The 21,537-nt window shown below is 54.5% G+C and carries 20 protein-coding genes; 10 read left to right on the top strand and 10 right to left on the bottom strand.

Annotated elements, in window-relative coordinates:
• Positions 1-1,200 carry a phosphate ABC transporter substrate-binding protein PstS gene (pstS, locus tag QW772_00320; protein ID MEM0037370.1) on the bottom strand — a complete coding sequence of 400 codons (1,200 nt, stop codon included), beginning with the start codon at positions 1,198-1,200 and terminating at the stop codon, positions 1-3.
• A 99-nt stretch (positions 1,201-1,299) separates the two neighbouring features.
• Between pstS and QW772_00315 the strand changes: the two genes are divergently transcribed.
• The 4 genes from QW772_00315 to QW772_00300 all read left to right on the top strand — a co-directional run bounded on the left by QW772_00315 (position 1,300) and on the right by QW772_00300 (position 3,583).
• Positions 1,300-2,325 carry a phosphate uptake regulator PhoU gene (locus QW772_00315; protein MEM0037369.1) on the top strand — a complete coding sequence of 342 codons (1,026 nt, stop codon included), beginning with the start codon at positions 1,300-1,302 and terminating at the stop codon, positions 2,323-2,325.
• A gap of 170 nt (positions 2,326-2,495) precedes the next feature.
• Complete coding sequence (locus QW772_00310; GenBank protein ID MEM0037368.1) at positions 2,496-2,855, top strand: heterodisulfide reductase subunit A-like protein; 360 nt, start codon at positions 2,496-2,498, stop codon at positions 2,853-2,855.
• A gap of 11 nt (positions 2,856-2,866) precedes the next feature.
• The gene (locus tag QW772_00305) at positions 2,867-3,073 is read left to right on the top strand and encodes a ferredoxin family protein (GenBank protein MEM0037367.1); all 207 of its coding nucleotides are present in this window, start codon (positions 2,867-2,869) and stop codon (positions 3,071-3,073) included.
• Between the two features lie 57 nt (positions 3,074-3,130).
• The gene (locus QW772_00300) at positions 3,131-3,583 is read left to right on the top strand and encodes a metalloregulator ArsR/SmtB family transcription factor (GenBank protein MEM0037366.1); all 453 of its coding nucleotides are present in this window, start codon (positions 3,131-3,133) and stop codon (positions 3,581-3,583) included.
• 108 nt (positions 3,584-3,691) lie between these two features.
• Here the strand turns inward: QW772_00300 and QW772_00295 are convergent, their stop codons facing one another.
• The 5 genes from QW772_00295 to QW772_00275 form a co-directional block, all read right to left on the bottom strand.
• Positions 3,692-3,931 carry an Lrp/AsnC ligand binding domain-containing protein gene (locus QW772_00295; protein ID MEM0037365.1) on the bottom strand — a complete coding sequence of 80 codons (240 nt, stop codon included), beginning with the start codon at positions 3,929-3,931 and terminating at the stop codon, positions 3,692-3,694.
• Between the two features lie 183 nt (positions 3,932-4,114).
• Positions 4,115-4,750, bottom strand: coding sequence for an indolepyruvate oxidoreductase subunit beta (locus QW772_00290; GenBank protein MEM0037364.1), 636 nt, complete (start codon positions 4,748-4,750; stop codon positions 4,115-4,117).
• On the bottom strand, positions 4,747-6,669 hold the full coding sequence (gene iorA, locus QW772_00285; GenBank protein MEM0037363.1) for an indolepyruvate ferredoxin oxidoreductase subunit alpha: 1,923 nt from the start codon (positions 6,667-6,669) through the stop codon (positions 4,747-4,749). The genes QW772_00290 and iorA overlap by 4 nt, the downstream gene beginning before the upstream one ends.
• Positions 6,670-6,721: 52 nt before the next feature.
• Positions 6,722-8,320, bottom strand: coding sequence for a CTP synthase (locus QW772_00280; protein MEM0037362.1), 1,599 nt, complete (start codon positions 8,318-8,320; stop codon positions 6,722-6,724).
• Positions 8,321-8,322: 2 nt separating this feature from the next.
• The gene (locus tag QW772_00275) at positions 8,323-9,852 is read right to left on the bottom strand and encodes an NAD(P)H-hydrate dehydratase (protein ID MEM0037361.1); all 1,530 of its coding nucleotides are present in this window, start codon (positions 9,850-9,852) and stop codon (positions 8,323-8,325) included.
• Positions 9,853-9,925: 73 nt separating this feature from the next.
• On the opposite strand from QW772_00275, the gene rgy reads away from it, so the two are divergent.
• The 3 genes from rgy (at position 9,926) to tpiA (ending at position 15,416) form a co-directional block, all read left to right on the top strand.
• Positions 9,926-13,438 carry a reverse gyrase gene (rgy, locus tag QW772_00270; protein MEM0037360.1) on the top strand — a complete coding sequence of 1,171 codons (3,513 nt, stop codon included), beginning with the start codon at positions 9,926-9,928 and terminating at the stop codon, positions 13,436-13,438.
• Between the two features lie 70 nt (positions 13,439-13,508).
• Positions 13,509-14,675: a fructose-1,6-bisphosphate aldolase/phosphatase gene (gene fbp, locus QW772_00265; GenBank protein ID MEM0037359.1), complete on the top strand. Its 1,167-nt coding sequence runs from the start codon at positions 13,509-13,511 to the stop codon at positions 14,673-14,675.
• Between the two features lie 45 nt (positions 14,676-14,720).
• On the top strand, positions 14,721-15,416 hold the full coding sequence (gene tpiA / locus QW772_00260) for a triose-phosphate isomerase (GenBank protein ID MEM0037358.1): 696 nt from the start codon (positions 14,721-14,723) through the stop codon (positions 15,414-15,416).
• 58 nt (positions 15,417-15,474) lie between these two features.
• Here tpiA and QW772_00255 read toward each other — a convergent pair whose 3' ends face one another.
• Entirely contained in the window at positions 15,475-16,671 is a 1,197-nt protein-coding gene (locus QW772_00255) for an aminotransferase class V-fold PLP-dependent enzyme (GenBank protein ID MEM0037357.1), read from the bottom strand.
• 147 nt (positions 16,672-16,818) lie between these two features.
• A complete protein-coding gene (locus QW772_00250; protein ID MEM0037356.1) occupies positions 16,819-18,051 on the bottom strand; it encodes a cysteine desulfurase in 1,233 nt (410 codons plus the stop codon).
• Positions 18,052-18,182: 131 nt separating this feature from the next.
• On the opposite strand from QW772_00250, the gene QW772_00245 reads away from it, so the two are divergent.
• From QW772_00245 to QW772_00235, 3 genes are read left to right on the top strand one after another with little or no spacing between them, the layout of a single operon-like run.
• On the top strand, positions 18,183-19,448 hold the full coding sequence (locus QW772_00245) for a cysteine desulfurase family protein (GenBank protein MEM0037355.1): 1,266 nt from the start codon (positions 18,183-18,185) through the stop codon (positions 19,446-19,448).
• Positions 19,430-19,960, top strand: a complete 531-nt coding sequence (locus QW772_00240; protein ID MEM0037354.1) for an iron-sulfur cluster assembly scaffold protein — start codon at positions 19,430-19,432, stop codon at positions 19,958-19,960. Before QW772_00245 ends, QW772_00240 begins: the two co-directional genes overlap by 19 nt.
• On the top strand, positions 19,953-20,198 hold the full coding sequence (locus tag QW772_00235) for a hypothetical protein (GenBank protein MEM0037353.1): 246 nt from the start codon (positions 19,953-19,955) through the stop codon (positions 20,196-20,198). The genes QW772_00240 and QW772_00235 overlap by 8 nt, the downstream gene beginning before the upstream one ends.
• A 10-nt stretch (positions 20,199-20,208) precedes the next feature.
• On the opposite strand, the gene QW772_00230 is transcribed toward QW772_00235, so the two are convergent.
• Positions 20,209-20,445: a sulfurtransferase TusA family protein gene (locus tag QW772_00230; protein ID MEM0037352.1), complete on the bottom strand. Its 237-nt coding sequence runs from the start codon at positions 20,443-20,445 to the stop codon at positions 20,209-20,211.
• 236 nt (positions 20,446-20,681) lie between these two features.
• Complete coding sequence (locus QW772_00225) at positions 20,682-21,506, bottom strand: HesA/MoeB/ThiF family protein (protein MEM0037351.1); 825 nt, start codon at positions 21,504-21,506, stop codon at positions 20,682-20,684.
• Positions 21,507-21,537 lie beyond the last annotated feature (31 nt).

Raw genomic sequence — 21,537 nt, 5'->3', positions numbered from 1 at the left:
CTACGTCCCTCCAACTTCAAGCAACTCAATTGCCTTCAGATTTACCCTCCTTACCTCCTCAGTTATTGGCAGGTATCCGGGCACCATGCGTTCCTGACCCTCAGTGTTTATCCACCTGATGAATTCCCTCAACGCCTCCACAACGGCCCTGTCTGGATATGTTCTGTAGATGAAAATGTAAGAGAAGGAGACTATCGGGTATGAATCCCTCCCAGGAGGGTTAAGCATTTGCGGCAGGACATTGCTCCAGTCGTCCAGAGGTGACTGGGGAAGGAACGCCGTGGAGTTCCTGACGGCGTTGAGGACTGTTTGGTCTGTGGGCTTGACACATACACCCTCCGCGTTCCTCAACGCCGCGGTAGGTAACCTCTGGGTTATCGCGTAGCTTAATTCGACGTAGCCCAGTGAGTAGGGGGTGGTCTTCACCACCTGCGTCACTCCTTCATTTCCCTTACCCCCAACTCCCCTGCCGACCGCGTCGACGGGCCAATCGACTGTGAAGCCAACCAAGCCTTTGCTCCACACCTCCGGTGAGGCTTTGTTAAGATATGCAGTGAATACTGATGTAGTGCCGCTTGAGTCAGACCTGTGAACAGCCACTATCTCTTGATGAGGTAGCACTCCCCTAAGGTCCGGGTTGACGTCCAGGATCCTCTGGTCATCCCAATACCTAATATCACCCCTGTAGATTAAGGCCATGACATCGCTACTTAGGCAGATGCTTCTACCCTCAGGCACTTCAGGGATGTTGTACACTATAACGACGGAGCCGACGACCACGGGCAACTGCATGACCCCACCCGCATACTGTTCGTGCAGCTCCCTAGAGAGGGGCGGGTCACTCCCCGCGAAATGGACGACCTTATTGAAGAACATATCCCTACCGGCGCCGCTGCCCACGCTCTGATACTCCACCCTAAGCCCCACAGTTTCAGTGAGGGCTCGAGACCACTCAAACATCTGTGGGGCTAGGAAGGAAGCGCCAGCGCCGGATAAGGTGACACTGCCCCAAGGCCTCGTTGTGGCGGCTGGCGATGTTGACGTGAGGACGGAACTTGCCGTCGAAGTGGTTGTAGAGGTACCTGCCGTCCGCATCAAGTTAAGTGCCTGGAAATACATGGCGACCGAGAAGGACGCAGCCACTAAGGCTAGCAGTACCAGTGTGAGGGCTTTACTCGATTTCCCACCATCACCGCTCATATTACTCCACCAAATCCTGGATCGGCTCTTTCTTTTTATTCTTTAAGTATAGAAATTATATTAAATATAAGGAGTGCATTAAAATATATAATCTATTTAGTGGAAATAGCTAGGGAGTTCAGGATGAGGTATAGGAGGAGGGTGCAGGTCGTCGGCGGTTCCACCTACACGGTCTCACTACCTAAGGAGTGGGTGAGGAGTCTGAACCTGAAGCATGGGTCTGAATTAGTTATTGAAGTAATGCCTGACTCATCCCTTAAAGTGCGTTCCAGTGAAGAGACACATCCTGAGGAGCCGCTGGAGGAGGAGCTAGAAGTGAGCAGTGATGCCGTAGAGATATCGATGATAAGGTTGATTGCATCCTACGTTGTGGGTTACGATATGATGACCGTCACCTGCGGTGATTGCCCCACCACCAAGCTGGAGGAGTTTGTTAGACTGGTGACTGAGAAGACCATAGGGCTGGAAATCACTGAGAAGGATAAGGACACGATAGTGTTGCAGTGTCTTGCCAACATCTCAACATTCCCGTTCTCAGAAGTGCTAAGGACTCTCGTCAGACTCACTCTGAAGTCGTTCGAGAATATTGAGGAATTCTTGAGGAGTAAGACAACCGAAGTTCGTGAGGTTCTGGAGAGGGATGACTTGATAGATAAGCTCTACCTATACGGCTTAAGGCAACTGAATCAAGTCCTTCTTGGCAGGATTAACCATTCCTCAATAGGGCTGAACTCAACCGCCCACACAATCTACCTGGCTATGACGCTCAAACTCCTAGAGAGAATAGCTGACCACCTGTCTGACTTGGTTGAAGACCTGGAGAAACTCAGCACGGACACCTCGAACACGCACTACAGGCTACTAGATTACGTTGAATCACTGCGTACTAAGTACATTCAAGTAACCAACTACCTAATACTGGAGCACGAGTCGAAGAAACCGGAATCCCTAGGCCTCCTAGTCGACGAGCTGAGGAGGCTTGAATCCAACGTAGCCGGAGACCCAGCACTGCTCGAGCACGCGGGTAAGGAACACTTGACTAGGATCTCCGCCTACTTGAGGGATCTCATAGAGTTGTTGGTGGATACCTATGAGCTAGATAAGCTGGTTGTAAGCCTCACATGACGCTACCCATACGATGCCTGAGGTGTAGGACGACTGAGGCAGAGTAGGTAAAAACCCAAGCCCCCACAACTGAAAGCCTCGTCTTTTAGGTCCCGAACACCTAGCTAATGAGGCACTGGTAAGTCCGAAAGACCGAAAGATTTATATATGAATATATATTCATATGAGTGGTGATACACTTGAAGGGTTTAATCGTTTGCGTTTGTCAAGGCACGTGCCCGTCGTTTCATAAGATGAACGTGTTTGAAGTAGTTAACCACTTCAGAAGGAATAAGAAAGTTGACTTCGTAGTGATCCACCCGCAACTCTGCGCCGCCGACGGCGATAACTTCTGGAGGGCGTTGCTGAGTGGTGACAGGGGCGTTGAGAGGGTTGTGGTGGCTGGCTGCGATCCAGCAATGCAGCGGAAGATGTTCGGGTGGATTTTCCGGGAACTAGGTTTCGATGAGTCCAAGTTTAAAGGTGTTGAAGTAAGGAACATGAGCACTGAGGAAGCCATCAAGGCCGTTGAGGAAGCTCTGAGTGCGTGAGGTGTTTAGGCTTGACTAGGAACTGGTATCCAGTAATAGACTACGAGAAGTGCAGCGGGTGCCTAACCTGCTATAACTTCTGCCCGCACGAGGTGTACGGCCTGGGCACTGACGGGAAGCCGGTGGTGGTCAAACCGGATAACTGCGTTGAGCTGTGCAGGGGTTGCCAGAAAATCTGCCCCTCATCGGCAATCAAGTATTATGGAGACGAGCGGTGAGGAATTCCAACCCTTTAATTCTTTCGTAGCCTCTTTAAGCCTGGTTAGGTGTGGTAGGTGGGTAGATCCCTCAGATTGTCGGACGTGTTCAAGGAATTGAGGGCTGCCGGTAAGTGTAGGTTGAAGGAGATACCGCTCGACTTGGACAGAGTTATCGAACTACCGCAGGAGGATATAGTGATTGTTGCAAGGTACTTAAGAACTCTCGGAGAGACCAGCAGACTGAAGATCCTCCTACTACTTAGGGAAGGACCACTCCCCGTATGTGTCGTATCTCACGTACTAGGGCTTGATCAAACGCTGGTGTCCCACCACATGCAGGATCTCGTGGAACTAGGCCTCGTGGAAACAGCTAGGAGAGGTAGATTCAAACTCTACAAATTAACTGAGAGAGCCCGTGAGGTGCTTGAAGCGCTGCTTGACGTCGGCTTATCGATTAAGGCCAACTCAACCCCATCTAAAAAGCGAGGATCACCAAACACTCCTCACAGGATTCGCAGGGAAAAATAAATCACCCCCATGCGGGTCTGGAAGCACGGCCAGACATGCATTACTACCGAATCACAAGTCTTCAACATGTTCGTGGAAAAACAGCCCATATTGGAGGTCCTAGTAATTTTACTGAATTATCCTCTGCTCGACCACTATCATCGTAGTGGTCCCCCGGACCTGGGGGATTCTCCTCACCTTATTTATTATTATATCCCTCAGTGACTCGTGTGTAGGGGCCTCTATCTTTATGACGACGTCATACATCCCGTAGACTTCATATATCTCCTTGACGCCCTCGACGTTGGCCAGGGCGTTTAGCACGTCAGCTTCCGACCCTATCTCTGTATTTATGAGAACTATGGCCATGGGCATTATTATTCACTAATAATATATTGTGAACTCAAAGTTAAAAAGCATTAAAACGCAGAGCATTTAAGGATCCATGCGGGGACGACTTAACTAAAAACCTTGATGATGTGCCTTGTAAGGCCTGAGTGCGTGATGAGGACCAGGCTTCTGACGCGTTCCCCACCAACCACAGGCGCTTACTCATCCTTTCCTGAAGACCTCGCTGAGATGCTTCAGCGATTCCTCGCCGACCTTCTTTGAGGCGTCCAGGTAGCCTGCCTCGAAGAGCTTCACGTTCAGCTCCCGAGCCCCTAGCTTAAGGACTTCGTTGATCGCGGACTCCCTCCTCACTATCGACGATTTCTCGAGTAGGTAGGTCGCGAACCCAAGCATCACTACGTTAGCGCCCACAGTGCTGCCGAGACCCATGGATATGTCTGAGGCGTCTACTAGGTAAAGATTTCGGGTGGACCCCCTAAGCATGTTGACCAGCTCCTCGACTGACGGCATCTTAACCCCGGGCAGTGAGGGCCTGATGACCTTGTTGTTGACTATGGCCACCGTGTTGACGCTGTGCATTGTTGAGTAGCGGACGGCCTCTATCAGCTCCATCGATATGTGGAGGTTCACGTCATCCTCCGGGGGTAGGGGGGCCATCACGTCGTCGCCGACCCTCATGAAGACGGTGACAGAGCCCCCTCTCTGACTCATTCCGTGAGTCTCAGCTATGTAAACCTTATGCCCCTCGTTGAGCGCTGCCTGACCGAGGATCCTTGCGAGGGTCAGTAACCCCTGACCGCCGACACCCGATATGAGTATGTTGAGCGTGGAACTCACCTCCAGAACCTCTCGACTTCCTCCTTATTGTAGTCCTTCAACGGCACTATAGCTTTAGTGGGGCAGACTTGAGCGCACGCGCTACACCCCACACAGAGCTCCGGATCTATATACGCCTTCCTACCTTCCTTAGTCGTTATGGCAGGGCAGAGGAACCAATCATAGCATATACCACAACCCACACACTTGTCATCCAGGACCACGTAGGGCACGATCTCAACACCGGCCCTCCTTACATCCCTCACGGCCTCCAACGCGCATCTCCTCCTAGCTATTATGACGGCAGGCTCCCTAGCCTCCCTAACATACCTCAGCGCTTTCTTGACAGTCTCGCGCACTGCCTTAACGTCGTACGGGTCTACGACTTCAATGAACTTGATGCCGAACCCTGCGACGATGTTCTCCGCCGGTATGTAGCGGGTGCCGTCACGACCCTTCGTTGAGGGGGCTGGCTGATGGCCGGTCATCGCGGTGACCTCATTATCAAGTATTAAGACCACCATAGGGCTTCCATGCCATAGCGCGTTCAGCAACGGCGGGAGGCCGGCGTGGTAGAACGTTGAGTCACCTATTATCGCTATGACGTTGTCGTCCGTCGTGACGCTCAGGCCGTACCCGACCCCTATACTGCTCCCCATCTCGATCATCACGTCCTGCATTCTGTAGGGCGGGTTATAGCTCAGTGAATAGCAACCTATGTCGCCGGACGCTATGTAGGACATCTTCTCCTGGTTGACAAGCCTCCTCAACTCGAAGAAGAGGGGCCTGTAGGGGCAGCCCGGACACAGCGTCGGTATCCTGGCCGGCACACCGTCCCGAGGCTGGGGCCTTGCCTGAGGCCCCACATACCCCAGGTTGAGGAATTCGGCGATCGCCCTCCTCACCCTAACGTGATTTAACTCGAACTCATAACCAACTAAATCCTTACCTCTAACCTTCACTCTAAACCCGACGTCGTAGAGCGCCGCCTTAACCCCTTCCTCCACAATCGGGTCCAGCTCCTCAACAACCAATATCCTCTCGACGCCCTCGGCCGCCCTGATTAAGAGTCTCTTCGGCAACGGCACTGTAGTGCCTACCTTGAGGAGCCTGACCTTATCCCTGACTCTGAAGTGCTTGAGCGCCTCAACCACGTACCCGTATGCGTTACCGGAGGACACTACTAAAACCCTCCCATCACCTTCAACCCTATTGAAGGGAGCGTCGTTAACAGCCTCAGAGATCTCCCTCCACTTACTCAGGAGCCTGACCTTATTCCCCCTGGCGTTGGCGGGCATCACAACATATCTGTCCTCCTTAACAAACCTCCCCTTACTCCTGAGCTCCGGTATCGGCCCTAACTCAACGACCCCCCTGGTGTGACTCACCCTCGTCGTCGTGCGTATGATGACGGGGTGTTTGAACGACCTGCTGAAAGTTAGGGCGTATTTAGTCATTTCCTTGGCTTCACCAGCGTCGAAGGGCTCGAAGACAGGTATGTAGGCGTGGAGGCCGTACCACCTGTTGTCCTGTTCGTTCTGGCTGCTGTGCATGCTTGGGTCGTCGGCCGTGACCACGATGAAGCCTCCCTCAACCCCGGTGTAGGCGGAACTCATCAAAGGGTCTGCAGCCACATTCACCCCCACATGCTTCATAGCCGTCAAGGCGTTAACACCGGCTAGTGAGGCGCCGTACGCGGCCTCGAAAGCCACCTTCTCGTTAACACTCCACTCGGCATGTATCCCGAGGACATCCCTCACGGATACGAGGGATTCCAAAATCTCTGAGGAGGGCGTGCCTGGGTAGGCGGCAGCAAACCCTAAACCCCCTTCAAGAGCCCCGCGCGCTATAGCCTCATTACCAAGCAGTAAGTACTTACCCGTGCTCAGGCTCGCCAAAGATTTAAAACTCACGATCTCAACCCTAAGTCTATACTTCAATGATTATTATTATATCTTAACGAATTTAACAGATTTAAATGGTTTTAAACAGCTAATGCACGAGCTCCTTGAGGAATGATGCGTATATGGGTGACGGCCTCAGAGGCCTGCTCCTGAACTCCGGGTGGAACTGCACACCCAGATAGAATCGACGGCTCCTCAACTCCATGACCTCGGGGAACCCTTCAGAACTGAGCCCGCTCGCTATGAGGCCCTCCCTCTCAAGGGCGTCAACGTATTCAGGATTTATCTGGTACCTGTGCCGGTGCCGCTCGTAAATGGGGTTGGCGCCGCCGTATATCCTCCACGCAAGAGTTCCGGGAATCAGCCTGATTTCCAGGGAGCCCAGCCTCATTGACCCACCCTTAACTATAGTCCCCCTCTGGGAGCTCAGCAGGTCTACGACAGGGTGGGGGGTCTGGGGGTTTACCTCAGTCGTGTTCGCGTCCCTCAACCCGAGGACGTTCCGCGCGAACTCAACGACCATCAGCTGGAGCCCGAAGCAGATGCCGAACACAGGTAGCCCAGCCTCCCTGAAGGCCTTGATAGCCCTCAGCTTCCCCTCCACACCCCTCTCACCGAAGCCGGGCAGTATGACAGCACCGTCGACCAAGCTCGTGAACTCCGACGCGTCTCTAACACCCCTCTCGATATCCGTCGCCTCAACCCAGACGAACTCCGGCTTCACCCTCAGCGAGGCCCCGGCGTGCTTCAGAGCCTCAACTATGCTTAAGTAGCTGTCGGTGAGCTTCGTGTACTTGCCCACCATGGCTATCCTGACTCTGCGCTCAGGGTTCCTGAACCTCTCTAAGTACTCAATCCACGGGCTTAGGTCAGGCTCCACGTACGTGAGCCTCAACCTCTCGGCAATCACCTTCGTCAAACCCTGCCTGTGGAGCTGCAGGGGGACTTCATAGATGACCTCCACGTCAGGATTGCTGAATATGTTTGAGGGCGGGAGGTTGCCGAAGAGGGACAGCTTCGCCCTAGCGTCGCTAGTCAGGGGCTCAGGGGATCTCGCTACGAGGATGTCGGGCTGTATGCCTATCCTGCGTAGTTCCTGCATGCTGTGCTGGGCGGGCTTCGTCTTGAGCTCGCCGAGGGTCGAGAGCTTCGGCACTAGGACGACGTGCGTGAAGAGCACGTTCTCAGCCCCCCTCTCAAGCCTTAACTGCCTGGCGGCCTCCAGGAACGGAAGTCCCTCAATATCCCCTACAGTGCCCCCGATCTCGACGACAACCACGTCACTGCCGTACTTACTGGCCACGAGATTCAGCTGATTCTTTATCTCGTCAGTTACGTGGGGGATTATCTGGACGGTCTGCCCGAGGTAGTCTCCCCTCCTCTCCCTCTCTATGACGATGCTGTACACCTTCCCGGTCGTCAGGTTATTCTCCTTCGAGAGGTCCACGTTAAGGAACCTCTCGTAGTGCCCTATATCGAGGTCAGTCTCACCCCCGTCCTCCGTCACGAAGACCTCCCCGTGCATGTAGGGGTTCATGGTTCCGGCGTCCACGTTAACGTAGGGGTCTATCTTGATGGCGGTCACCTTATATCCGAGACCCTTAACTAGCAACGCGATCGAGGCGGACGTCACGCCCTTACCCAGCCCTGAGAGCACGCCCCCCGTTACGAAGACGTACTTAACCAACTTCACTCGCCCCGAACCCTCATCTCCTTAACCTTTAAAGCCATTTTAAGCGGGTCCCTCACGACCTGCGGAACGTACTTAAGTATGTTGGTGGGCGACGACCTCCCGTCGATGAGGTAGGCGAGCTCGCCGGCGACGGCGTTTATGAAGGCTGCTGCCGAAGCCGCTCTGAAGGGGTCCCCTGACCTGGCCAGGGACGTGGCGGTGATGCCGGTCAGCACGTCGCCGGTCCCCCCGCAACTCATGTCCTGATGCCCGACGCCCATCCTCCTCTTAACCCTGCCGTCCGGAGCCATTATCACGTCCACATACCCTTTGAGGAGCAGTGTCGCCCTGTAGCGCCCCACAACATCCCTGGCTATGGCGATCCTCGCATCCACCGTGTCTTCGAAGGCCCTCATTTTCTCGGCGTCCATGCCGAGGAGCTTAGCCGCCTCCCCTAGGTGGGGCGTTATGACGGCCTTCAAGCCCTCCAACTCCCCGGCCCTAATTACCTTCAGCGCGTCAGCGTCCAGAACAAGCGCCTTACCGCACGCCCTAACGGCTTTAACCAGCTCCTCCACGAAGCCCCTGACGCCCTCACTCACCGTAAGCCCTGGCCCCGACGCCACCACGTCAACCCTTCTCACCAGCTCCATCACCTCGATCACGTGGTCCCTAGTGAGGTAGTCACCACTCAAGGGAACCCCTATCACCTCGGGGGAGAACCTGGACTCAAGGACGTACTCAGGCGCGGCCAGGTATACTAGGTCAGCACCCGCGGCCCAGGCGCCGAGGGCGGTCAGCCAGGGAGCGCCCACATAATCCCTCGAGCCTGTCACAACCAGGACCTTGCCGCCCTCACCCTTCTTAGCTTTAAAGTCCTTCTTCCTGAACCATACCTCCACGTCCCCGGGACCCACGGCCCTGAAGGCGTTGGGCGGGATCCCTATGTTGACCACTATCAACCTTCCAACAACCCCCGGCGCCTTCAGAAGGCCTGGCTTAGGCGCTACTAGAGTGACTGTGGCGTCAGCCCTGACGACGTCCCCGGGGGCCTCGCCGGTGTCCGGGTCTAGCCCTGAAGGGACGTCGATAGCTACCTTGAGCCCGCCTGAGTTGTTTATCGACTTAATGGCTTCAGCGTAGAGGTCTCTGGGCGCGCCCTTAACCCCTATACCCAGCAGCCCGTCAACCACTACGTCCGCGCTGAAGAGCATGCCGGGGCTGTAGTCGCGGATCACCACGTTAGCCTGGTCCCTAAGGATCTCCAAGTTCGACCTGGCGTCCTCGTGCTTGATGAGCCTTGAGACCAGGAAGACCTGAACCTCATAACCGTCACCGGCCAGATGCCTAGCCATGACGAAGGAATCCCCTGCCTTACCACCGACCCCCGCAACGACTGCGACCCTCCCCGCAACACCGCCCGTCATCTCCCTAACCACCCTGGCGACGCCGGCGCCGGCGTTCTCCATGAGTAGTTGAGTGCTGACGCCCCAGAAGATTGAGTTGATGTCTGCAGCCCTTAACTCATCGCTTCTGAGAACTTCCATTACTCGCCCTTTCTAGTTATAGGACTCCATGCTTTTAAGGTTATTTAAAGCATGGAGATTACTATCAGGCTGAATGATGTTGAGTATCAGTGTCTCCAGCGAGTCCTTCCTCAATTCTCTTGTGCTGACCAGGCTTGATGGTGAGCGTGATGTAATAAACGCTGGACTCCTCAGGGAGGAGCTCAGCAGGTTTAGCGAGTTCTTCACAGCCGCCTCCGGTGGTAAGACGTTATGGAGTGTGCAGAAAACGTGGATGAAGAGGGTCCTGACCGGCGAGTCCTTCGCCCTCATAGCCCCTACAGGGGTCGGTAAGTCGACCTTACTGCAGGTCTACTCCCTCTACGTGGCCTCCAGAGGTAGGCCGGCCCTCTACATAGTCCCCACTAAGTACCTGGCAGAGCAGACCTTACGGTCACTCAGGGAATTTAGGGTTGGGGGCGTGCAGGTGAACGACTCCGAGGCCCTTAAGTCGGGGGTCCCGCTGCCTGAAGGCAGGGTTGACGTGCTCACCCACGCCTTCCTCCACAGGAGGAAGGCATCCCTCAGCGGTTCTAGGTACGGCTTGGTGGTGGTCGACGATTTCGACGCGCTGCTTAAGTCATCCACGCTGATGAACACGATACTCAACCTGGTAGGGGTGTCCGAGGAATCGATTAAAATCGCTCAGAAGCTCGTTCAAGCTAAGAGGGAGATGATGTACTTCAGATATGCGGGCAACGTTGAGAAGGCCCGCGAGCTACTCAACACCGTGAGCGAGCTGGAGCTGAACCTGAGTAGGAGCCTCAACTACGTGGGCATGGGGCAGATCCTCATAGCCAGCGCTACGGGTAGGGGGAGGAGCGAGAGGGTGAAGATCCTCCGCGAGCTCCTGGGGTTTGAGGTAGGCTCCATAACCGACTACCTGAGGAACATGGTCGAGGTTGTGGAGCCCTTGAGTTCCGTGAGGGTTGAGGACCTTGTTAGGAGGCTACATAGAGGGACCCTCCTATTCGTCAGCAAGGACTTGGGGGTTGGGAAGGCGAGGGAGCTGGCCGCCAGCCTGTCGAGCGCCGGCGTCAAAGCGTTGCTCGCCGGGAGTAGGAGGGCTCTCGAGAAGCTTAGGGACGGGAGGGTCGACGCGCTTGTCGGGGTTTCAACCTACTACGGCATACTGACCCGCGGTCTGGACGAGCCCCTCCACATATACAACACCGTTTTCTACGGGTTGCCTAAGTTCGACATGGATCTGGAATCAACGCTCCTCAACCCCCTTACGTTAGTCAGGGTTGTCAGGGAGTTGCCCGCCCACGGATACGCCATCGGAGAGGAGGACAGGCAGTTAGTCGCCAGAATATCGTCGCTGAGGCCCGGAGCCCTTAAGGTCCTCTCCCAAGGTCTGAGGGGGGGTCTGGAGCTGGAGGGCTTCCTAAGAGAGTTGAGTCTGGAAGTCCTTAAGGCTAAGGAGAGGGTTGAGGGACGCATCAACGAGCTGCTGGAGAGGGGCGGTGGGAGACTCAGCCTGAGCTTCTGCGTCATTAAGCGCGCCGGCGGGAGGACCGCCGTCCTGCTGCCGGACGTGATGACTTACCTGCAGGCGTCCGGCCGCAGCAGCCGCCTCTACGGCGGCCACATGACTCTAGGGCTTTCAATACTGCTCTACGAGGATGAGGACCTGCTGAGGATCTTCCAGCGTAAGCTGCACTACCTACTACCGAGCTACTCCCCGGTCAGGCTCGGCGACGTTGACCTGGAGCGCGTTGCGAGCGATCAAGCCCTGAGTAGGTTGGGTGGGGTTGGGGAGTCAGTTCTGGACAGGATTAAGTCCGTGCTCATGGTGGTTGAGTCCCCCACTAAGGCCAGAACAATAGCCAGGATGTTCGGCACCCCTGGGAAGAGGTTCGTCGGGAACTACGTGATGTACGAGACTGTCATAGCGTACGACGGTAAGGTCTACCTAGCCACGGTCGCTCCGAGCATGGGTCACGTCCTGGACCTCGTCACTGACGAGGGCCTCCACGGCGTGGTTTTGAAGGGCTCGGCCATACACCCCATCTACACAACCATAAAGAGGTGTGCTGGCTGCGGCCATCAGTTCACTGAGGAGTCTCAGACGTGCCCGAGATGCGGGTCTGTGAGGGTTAGGGACAGCAGGAAGGTGTTGGAGGCGCTGAAGAAGATAGCCAGGGAGGTCGACGAGGTCTACATAGCCACCGACCCCGATGACGAGGGTGAGAAGATAGCCTACGACCTCTACACGGTCCTCAAGCCCGTTAACAGCAGGGTTAAGAGGGTTGAGTTCCACGAGATCACTAGGCAGGCCCTCATGAAGGCCCTAAACAGCCCGAGGGACGTGGACCTGCTGAGGGTCAGCGCTCAGGTAGTTAGGAGGGTTGACGATAGACTCATAGGCTTTGAGTTAAGTAAGATACTTCAGGAAGGCCTCGCCAAGCACTGGTTGGGCGGCGGTAGGGTGCAGACCCCCGTCCTCAGGTGGGTTGTTGAGAGGTACCTGGAGTACGAGAGCTCTAAAGGCTTCCTGGTTAAGGTTCAGCTACCCAACGGCCTTAAGATCAGCTACTTCACGCCAAGCCGTGAGGGAGCGGAGAAGGCGGCGAGGGATGTTGAGGAGTCCGGCGTGACCCTCGAAGTCCTTGAAACCTACGAGAGGGAGGTCAACCCACCACCACCCTACACCACCGACACCCTGCTTACGGACATGGTGCGTGAGTTGAGGGTGTCGCCGACGGCCGCTATGAAGATCGCTCAAGAGCTGTTCGAATCAGGGCACATAACATACCACAGGACGGACAGCACCCACGTCTCGGGGGTGGGGATCGAGGTGGCGAGGGACTACGTTGAGAAGGCGGGTCTCCTCAACCTATTCACCCCTAGACCATGGGGGGGTGAGGGGATCCATGAATGCATCAGGCCGACCAAACCCCTTGAGAGCCTCGACGAGAGCGAGTTCCTCTTCATGAACAACCTGACGTACCTGCACAGAAGGGCCTACCAGATGGTGTTTAAGCGCTTCGTAGCGAGTCAGTTAAGGCCCTCTAGGATACTCTACGCGAGGCTCAACGCCCTCCTAGGGGGGAACCAGGTGAGGGTTGAGGTGCCGCTTAAGGTGCTGTCGGAGGGCTTCACAAGGGTTGCTCCGGTAAGGACCTACGAGGACCTGACCGCCGCCGCGAAGCACGTCGTCAGGCCGCTCAGTGTTGACGTGGTTAAAACCTCTAGAGTGCCGCCCCTCACAGCCGCCGACGTGGTGAGGATGATGAAGGACCACGGGATAGGTAGGCCGAGCACATACGCTAAGGCGGTCGAGAATAACGTTAGGCACGGGTACGTGATCCTCTCCAAGAGGAGGCAGTTCCTAATACCGACTAAGACCGGCTTTGAGGTGCTTAAATTCATTCAGGACAGGTACGAGTTGCTTACGAGCGTCGAGTTCACTAGGGGGTTGGAGACGCTGGTTGGCAGCATTAAGTCCGGCAGGATCTCCATCGAGACCGCCCTGACCTACCTGCTGAGTGAGTTGATAGCGCTTAAGACGATAAACAATGTAGTCACGAACTGGGGCGAGGGACTGCCGCAGGAGACGGGTTAGGCCCTGCAGGGCTTCACCCAGCGACGCAAGCTTAAAAGTTCCCGTAGCACTAACTATTGAGGTAATTGATATGTCTCAAGAAAGGACAACCGTCTCAGTTATTAAGGCCGACATAGGCTCCCTCGCGGGGCACCATGTAGTCCACCCTGACACCATAGCCGTGGCAACGAGGGTGCTCGCTGAAGCTAAGTCGAGAGGGTTGATAGCGGACTTTTACGTCACGAACGTGGGCGACGATCTCCAACTCGTAATGACGCACAGGAAAGGGGTTGACGCGCCGGAGATACATGAGCTCGCCTGGAACGCGTTCAAGGAGGCTGCCGCAATCGCTAAGGAGTTAGGGCTCTACGCAGCGGGGCAGGACCTGCTGAGCGAGGCTTTCTCAGGTAATGTGAGGGGGCTGGGCCCCGGCGTCGCGGAGATGGAGTTCGTTGAGAGGCCGTCCGAACCCATAGTGATCTTCATGGCTGATAAGACGGAGCCTGGCGCGTTCAACCTCCCCATGTATCGAGTCTTCGCAGACCCGTTCAACACGGCAGGCCTCGTGATCGACCCTAAACTTCACAACGGGTTCAGGTTCGAGGTCTTCGACGTGTTCGAGAGTAAGGCCGTCATGCTCTCAGCGCCTGAGGAATCATACGACATACTCGCGCTAATAGGGACTCCCGGAAGGTTCATTGTCAGGAGGGTCTACAGGAAGCCCGACGATGAGATAGCGGCGGTCGTGAGTGTTGAGAGGCTGAGCCTCATGGCCGGCAGGTACGTCGGGAAGGACGACCCGGTGGCAATCGTCAGGGCACAGTCAGGGTTCCCAGCGGTTGGCGAGGTCCTAGAGCCCTTCGCATTCCCGCACCTCGTCGCCGGATGGATGAGGGGCTCGCACCACGGTCCCCTGATGCCTGTCTCTCAGAGGCACGCCAAGTGCACCAGGTTCGACGGACCCCCGCGCGTGTTGGCGCTGGGCTTCCAGGTCAAGAACGCCAAGCTCGTCGGGCCGGCAGACCTCTTCGACGACGTGGCGTTCGACGAATCACGCAGGACCGCCCAGCAGGTGGCCGACTACATGAGGAGGCACGGACCCTTCATGCCACACAGGCTGGGCCCTGAGGAGATGGAGTACACGACGCTGCCGTCAGTCCTGGAGAAGCTTAAGGACAGGTTCTTTGTGGAGAAGGCCTACGAAGTCAAGAAGCCTAAGGTCGCTACATCCCTCCTCACAAGCAAGGAAGGGGACTAGGAGGCCGAAGTTGGTGCGGAGGCCCCGCCTTAACAGGTGGTCAGCGTGAAGTACGTTCTGGCGATAAACTTCAAGACCTACAGGACCTCCTACGGCTCGAGCGCCGTCAGGATTGCAAGGGAGGCCGACGAGGTGGCTAAGGACTACCCAGGCCTGGTCGAGGTGATTCTGCTACCGCCGGTCACGGAGATACTCAGGATCGCTAATTCAGTGACCTACAGCAGGGTGTTCGCCCAGCATGTGGACCCTGTTGAGGAGGGGGCTTACACGGGGCACGTGACCCCTGAGATGGTTAGGGAGGCTGGGGCAGCAGGCGTCATGTTGAACCACAGTGAGAGGAGGCTGCGGCTCGACGAGATAAACCTGATTCTCGGGAGGGCCCGGAGGCTGGGCCTGAGGACTTTGGTCTGCGCTGACACACCGGAGGTCGCGGCCGCCGCATCGATCCTGAGGCCAGAGATGCTTGCTGTGGAGCCTCCGGAGCTCATAGGGACGGGGATACCTGTCTCCAAGGCTAAGCCGGAGATAGTGAGGAACACCGTTGACAAGGTCAGGCGCCTGAACGAGGAGGTGGTGATTCTGACCGGCGCTGGCATAACCGCAGGAGATGACGCGGCCGCGGCCGTGAGGCTGGGGACGCAGGGGGTACTGCTTGCGTCCGCAGTCATGAAGGCTGAGAACCCCGGCAGGGTCGTCAGGGAAATGGCTGAGGCAATGGTGAGGACCTCAGGCACGGGTTAAGCCCTGCGCTAACACACCGTCCCAAGCTTCACCGCAGGAGTTTTAGCCGTGACGACCCCTAACTGGCGTGCTTGAGCTTCTTAAGCTCCTCTAGTAGGGTGTCCACATCCTCTTTAGTGTTGTATAGGTGTGTGGATACCCTGATTCCGGAGATCCCCGACGCGCCTCTGTGGGACACCGCAACCCCCTTCCCGCCGAGCGCTCTGACCGCCTCACGCTCCTCCCTCTCGCTCAGCCCGGTTTTGACTAGAGTTATTCCCGACCAGTGCCTCCGGTCCTCACTGTAGCCATATATCTCGTAGCCCTCACCCAGCAGTGCGTCGTGGAGATACTTCTTGAGGCACATCACGTGCTCCTCTATGCTCTCGATCCCGACGTTGTTGATGAACCGGGCTGCCTCGTATAGGGCGGCGATCAGCATGTAGGGCTTCCCACCGCCCCACTCAAACTTCAACGCGTGCTTGGAGACCGGCGGGAGGGCCCACACGTTCTTGTCGGGGTCCGGCCAGTAGGAGCCCCAACCCCCTTCAGGCTCCTCCCTGTTGAGTATCCCGTAAGGGTAGGGGTCTAGGTCCTCAAGCAACTCAGCCCTCACGTACATGAAGCCGGACCCCACGTAGGGGTTAAGCATCCACTTCTCACCGCCGACGCACAGGGCGTCAACCCCGTCCTTACGAACGTCAACCCGTAGCGCGCCCACGTGCTGCACGCCATCGACTATGAGGAGGGCGCCGTGCTCGTGGGCGATGTCGGCGGCCTCCCTCAAGTTCATCCTCCACCCAGACACCCACTGAACGGAGGACATCACGACCGCCCTAACACTCCCGTCCATAACCCTCCTCAAGTCCTCGGCCCTGTGGACCCCGCCGCCACCCACGATCCTGATCCCGCAACCCCTGACCCTGCAGAGGGATTCGAGAATGGAGGTGATTGTGGGGAAGTCCAGGTCGAAACCCACCACAGCATCCCCGTTCCCCAGTCTGAGGGACCTGAGGAGGCTCTTCAGACCCTCAGTCGTCTGCACGGTGAAGGCTATCTCCCTCGGTTCGGCGCCCACAAGCCTGGCTAACTCCCGCCTCCCGCGGACCACGTAGTCCTCGAGGAGCTCCTCAACCCCGGACTCTTGGGCGGCTGCATCCAGCAAGTCGTTGAGGAGTCTGCGGACGCTCGAGGGCATCAGACCGACTGAGGCGGTGTTTAGGTAAGCCTTGAACCTGCTGATCGCTGGGAACGAATCCCTAACACCATTTAACAATGAAGTGCACCAAGTCATAATTACTCCGCAAGACTATATAAGAAGACGATATAAAAAGACGATTCGACGAACTCCCTCAACCAGAACACCCTGTGCGTACCTCCACGTGATGATTACCACTATCCTTGATTCGCAACTAGATACCGCTTAATTGTTTTTCATAAACTCGCGTAACGCCTCAAGCATTGAGTTCACTTCCTCCTCAGTGTTGTAGATGTAGTAACTCACCCTGACGGTACCCAGCTTCGCTCCCACGTACTTGTGGAGTGGTTGGGCACAATGATACCCACTCCTAACAGCTATGCTGTGGGCGTCCAGGAATGACGCGACCAGATTAGGGTTCACATCGTCCACGTTGAACGCAATGATGCCGCCCCTCACATCTAGGTCAGATGGTCCATATATTCTGACGTGCCTGCTTAATAGGTCATCGTTGCTGACTTGCTTGAGGGTGTGGGCAATGAGGACCTTCTCATGGAGGGTCACATTCTCCATCCCTACCTTGAGGAGATACTTAACTGCCTCACTTAAGCCGATCGCCCCGGCTATGTTGGGGGTGCCTGCCTCCAGGTTCCACGGCATGTTCAGGAGTTTCACTTCAAACACACCGTCTTCAAACACCACGCTCTCAACGGTGCCGCCGCCTGTGAAGAACGGCTTTAAAAGCTCCTGAATCTCCTTCCTAATGTAGAGGACCCCTATTCCAGTAGGCCCCAACATCTTATGTCCGCTGAAAGCCAGGAAGTCCGCATCGAGGTCTCTGACTGAAACGGGTATGTGGGGCACGCTCTGCGCCCCATCCACGACAAGAAATGACTCATTCTCCCGCGCTAGCTTGGAAACCGTCTTTACGTCTACTATGGTCCCTAACACGTTGCTCATGTGGCTGAGTGCTATAACTCTCGTCCTCTCATCCACCAATTCAGTCAGTTTCTCATAGTCTATGGTGTAGTCCTCACCTAATCCGACAACCCTGAGTTCAGCCCCTCTGAGCTTGGAGATCTGGATCCAGGGGAGCATGTTACTGTGGTGCTCCATTATGGAGATCACGATATTATCCCCAGGGTTCAGCATCGGAGCGAGCATGTAGGCAGCCATGTTGAGGGATTGGGTAGCACCGCCTGTGAACACTATCTCCTCGAAGTACCTCGCTCCTATGAAGCCCCTCACAATCTCGTGAGCTTCCTCATACATCCTGCTTGCCTCCATCGAGAGACTGTGGATGCCCCTGTGCACGTTACTGTTGACATTTTCGTAGAAGTTTTTCATGGCCTCAATGACGTGAATGGGTTTCTGAGACGTGGCGGCGTTGTCGAAGTAAACAATCCTCCTCTTAGTAAGGAGGGGGAAATCCCTCCTTATAACCTCCGGGCTTAGCATCGTGCAACACCTGACAATAATCTAATTGTTTCACAGTAAATAAATTAGTTATTGATAAGGAACATACTGAGGCTGGGGATTCCGCTTAATAACTCCCTCTATAAATTTGTTATTGGTGATACAACAATACGATTAAGGAGCTACTGAGGGAACACAGCACGCCGCCGAGGGAGGTCTATTTCGACCTGGAGAACTCTGGCTATGTGCCTGACGAAGTAGTTGAGGCTATGGTGCCCTTCTTCAATAAGTATGGCTACGGCCATCCAGCGATAACGCATAAGCCGGGCTGGGAGGCCCTAGATCTCCTTATGGAGGCTAAGGAGCTTGTGTCGAAAACTGTCGAGGTCGGTGATCCAGAGGGCTTCATCTTCACGCACAGCGGCACCGAGGCTAATAACTTAGCCATACAAGGCTACGTCATAGCTAACAGGGAGAGACTGAAAGGTAAGAAGATACTGGTTTCATCCATCGAGCACTTGAGCGTCATATTTGCTGCAGAATTCATTGGGGAGCTCTTCGGACTGAAGGTGGTGAGGGTTCCGGTAGATGGTGAGGGTTCCGTCGACCCCGAAATCCTCAAGTACTACGTGGATAGGGATACTGCGCTAGTAAGCATCCAGCTAGTCAATCACGAAATAGGGACTATTCAAAGGTTAAGGGACTTAGTGGATATAGTTAGGGACGGTAGTCCTGAAGCGGTTATCCACACCGACGCCAGCAGTGCTTACGGAAGGGTAAAGGTTAACCTGAAGGAGTTAGGCGTTGATATGATGACCTTAAGCAGCCACAAGATACACGGTCCCCGAGGGGTCGGGTTACTCTACATCGGGGAAGGCGTTAGGGTTGAGCCCATAGTAAGGGGGCAGCTAAGCGTTGAGAAGCTCTGGCCTGGTGTTGAATTAATTCCCCTGATAGCCGGTTTCAAGAAGGCGGTGGAGTTGATGCTCACCGAGTTCGAGGAAAATGTGAGCTACATGACCAGGTTAAGGGATAAGTTGATGACAGGAATCTTGAGCTCGGTCAGTGAAGTCATAGTTAACGGGCCTCTGGGCGATAGGAGAGCCCCTGACAACGTGAATGTCTCGTTCAGGTATGTGGAGGGTGAGGCACTCACTGTCGAGCTCAGCCACTACGGGGTCTATGTCTCGAGCGGCAGCGCATGTAGTTCAAGGTTCCTCGAACCCAGCCACGTCCTCCTAGCCATCGGGAGAGAGTATGAGTTAGCTCATGGAAGCATACTGTTTAAGGTGTCAAGATATCACAGGGAGGACGACATAACGTACGCACTTGAGGTACTGCCTAAGTCCGTTGAGAGGCTTAGGAAGATCAGCCCACTAACCCCTAAGAAAGTTTATAACTATCGAAATAACAGTGTTATATGGAGGCAAGACAAGTGAGTTCGCGAATCCCGCTTCCATACTCGCCGGAAGTGCTTAAGCACTTTAGAAATCCGAAGAATGTCGGACCCTTGGAGAATCCGACGGTTCAGTCAGTGGCAGGCAGCCCTGCGTGCGGCGACGTCATAAAGCTCTACCTGAGGATAAATGACAAAGAAGTTGTAGAGAAAGCAACGTTCGAGAGTTATGGATGCGCTGCCAACATAGCAGCTGCAAGCATACTTACAGACTTAATAATTGGGAAGACCTTGAGAGAGGCTTGGAGTATCAAGTGGAAAGACATCTCTGACAGGTTAGGTGGTCTGCCACCAATAAAGTACCACTGCAGCATACTTGCTGTGGGAGCCCTTAAGAGGGCTGTGAGGGCTTACTACACCACGGTGGGCAATATGCCTGAGTGGCTGCCTTCAGACTTGACAGTCGAGGAGAGACAGGCCGTTGAGGAGGAAGAACTCATTAAGAGAATATATGGGAGACAATTTAAGGAGTCAATAGGTAAGTCAGATGGATGAAGAACGAATTTTCGACCTACGTAGCGATAAGGTTGGTGGATGTACGGGCGACCCTGTAATCAAGTTAATGAAGCTGATCAACGAAAAACTTAACGATTTCGAAATAGTATTTTACAAGGATATTCTACCTCCTGACGTGCTTAGGATTATCTTAAAGAAGAAGGGATACGTATTGGAAATTCTTAGAGGGCTAGAAGGCAATGCGTTATTAGCTAGGATCAAGAAGTGTAACCCTTGAGAGTTAGTGCTTATGTTTCACGGTCCCCGACCTTTATAATTAGTATGAAGCTATTGCCTTCAGGTATAGTCTCTACAGACCCTAATTCAAACCCTTCTACAGCTTCCTTAATTAGCTTAACGCAATCCATGTTATCTAGCAGAACCCTTAATGAGCATCCAATGCTTAGTGTGTCAATTACTCTCACCACTCTTATGAGAGGCTCTGGACATGGGATGCCTCTTAAATCGAGGACCTCATAAACCACAGTGAGTCGCCTTAGAGTTAGTCGTGAACAGGTTTTTCATTAACTCGTTGTATATCCTCATAGCTAGTTCTCCATCCGTCAATCCATTTATTATTGCCCGGCCATCATTGAATAACACTACTTCATAGTCTTCTACAAGTGCCTTCAGCAGATATGGCGTCGTCAAAACTACTTTAACACATGGTGATTGAGTACTTAGCCCTTGAACGTTGCACGTGTTTATATTTACGGGTTTTTCAGGATACACTTGAACCGCGTGGGACCCACACTCTCTTAACCCTTATAAACTCCTGAGATGTGATGAATTCCAACTTGTTTTGTGAGCAGGCAGGGCATGAGGGATTCCTAACTAATCTAAACTTAGTTACTTGATTCCTCAGTGCGTCAACATATATTAACTCACCACCTGAGCTCAGCCCTAAAATATGCTTAATGACTTCGTTAGCCGATATTGAGGTAATCAGCGAAATGGTTGTATTCATCGTTCCTAAGATACTACAGGCATTGCCTACCTCCGGCGGCGGCTCAGGCATTAGACATCTAAGGCAGGCAGTAACTCGAGGCCTTATTAGGATTACTTGTCCGTACCAAGTGCTGGCTCCCTGCATAACCCACGGCTTACTAAGCTTAAGGGACGCGTCATTTATCAGGTACCTAGTCATCATGTTGTCTGTTCCGTCAACTATAATGTCCACATCCTTAACTAGATCCTCTATATTTCGTGGGTTGACTTCACTTACAACATAATCAATCCTCGCATATGGGTTGATCTTCATTAATTTCTCAGCACAACTGAGAGCCTTCGGTTTCGCTTCCATGGCATCTTCCACTGTGTGGAGGTGCGAACGTGATATATTACTTAATTCCACAATATCTCTATCGATTATCCTCACGTAGCCGATCCCAGCCCTCACAAGTAGTTCCACTGTCGCGGTTCCCGTGGCCCCACACCCAATCACAGCGACCCTGCTTTCAAGGAGTCTCAACTGGCCGTTAACTCCTACCTCCCTGACTATGAGCTGCCTTGAGAACATCTCAAGAAGATCGAAGCGTTTTCCCATTCTCCTCTCCCTTTAATAACTGTATTATTTA

The sequence above is a fragment of the Zestosphaera sp. genome (assembly GCA_038727705.1).
Classification (GTDB): Archaea; Thermoproteota; Thermoprotei_A; order Sulfolobales; family NBVN01; genus Zestomicrobium.
Note: the sequence above shows the minus strand (reverse complement) of the source record. Positions and strands in the feature narration are given on the sequence as shown.

Coding starts and splice junctions, on each gene's coding strand:
- QW772_00295 (MEM0037365.1), bottom strand. CDS start 3,931: ATGGCCATAGTTCTCATAAATACAGAGATAGGGTCGGAAGCTGACGTG.
- QW772_00240 (MEM0037354.1), top strand. CDS start 19,430: ATGGAGGCAAGACAAGTGAGTTCGCGAATCCCGCTTCCATACTCGCCG.
- QW772_00275 (MEM0037361.1), bottom strand. CDS start 9,852: ATGGAAGTTCTCAGAAGCGATGAGTTAAGGGCTGCAGACATCAACTCA.
- QW772_00250 (MEM0037356.1), bottom strand. CDS start 18,051: ATGCTAAGCCCGGAGGTTATAAGGAGGGATTTCCCCCTCCTTACTAAG.
- pstS (MEM0037370.1), bottom strand. CDS start 1,200: ATGAGCGGTGATGGTGGGAAATCGAGTAAAGCCCTCACACTGGTACTG.
- fbp (MEM0037359.1), top strand. CDS start 13,509: ATGTCTCAAGAAAGGACAACCGTCTCAGTTATTAAGGCCGACATAGGC.
- rgy (MEM0037360.1), top strand. CDS start 9,926: ATGATGTTGAGTATCAGTGTCTCCAGCGAGTCCTTCCTCAATTCTCTT.
- QW772_00235 (MEM0037353.1), top strand. CDS start 19,953: ATGGATGAAGAACGAATTTTCGACCTACGTAGCGATAAGGTTGGTGGA.
- QW772_00225 (MEM0037351.1), bottom strand. CDS start 21,506: ATGGGAAAACGCTTCGATCTTCTTGAGATGTTCTCAAGGCAGCTCATA.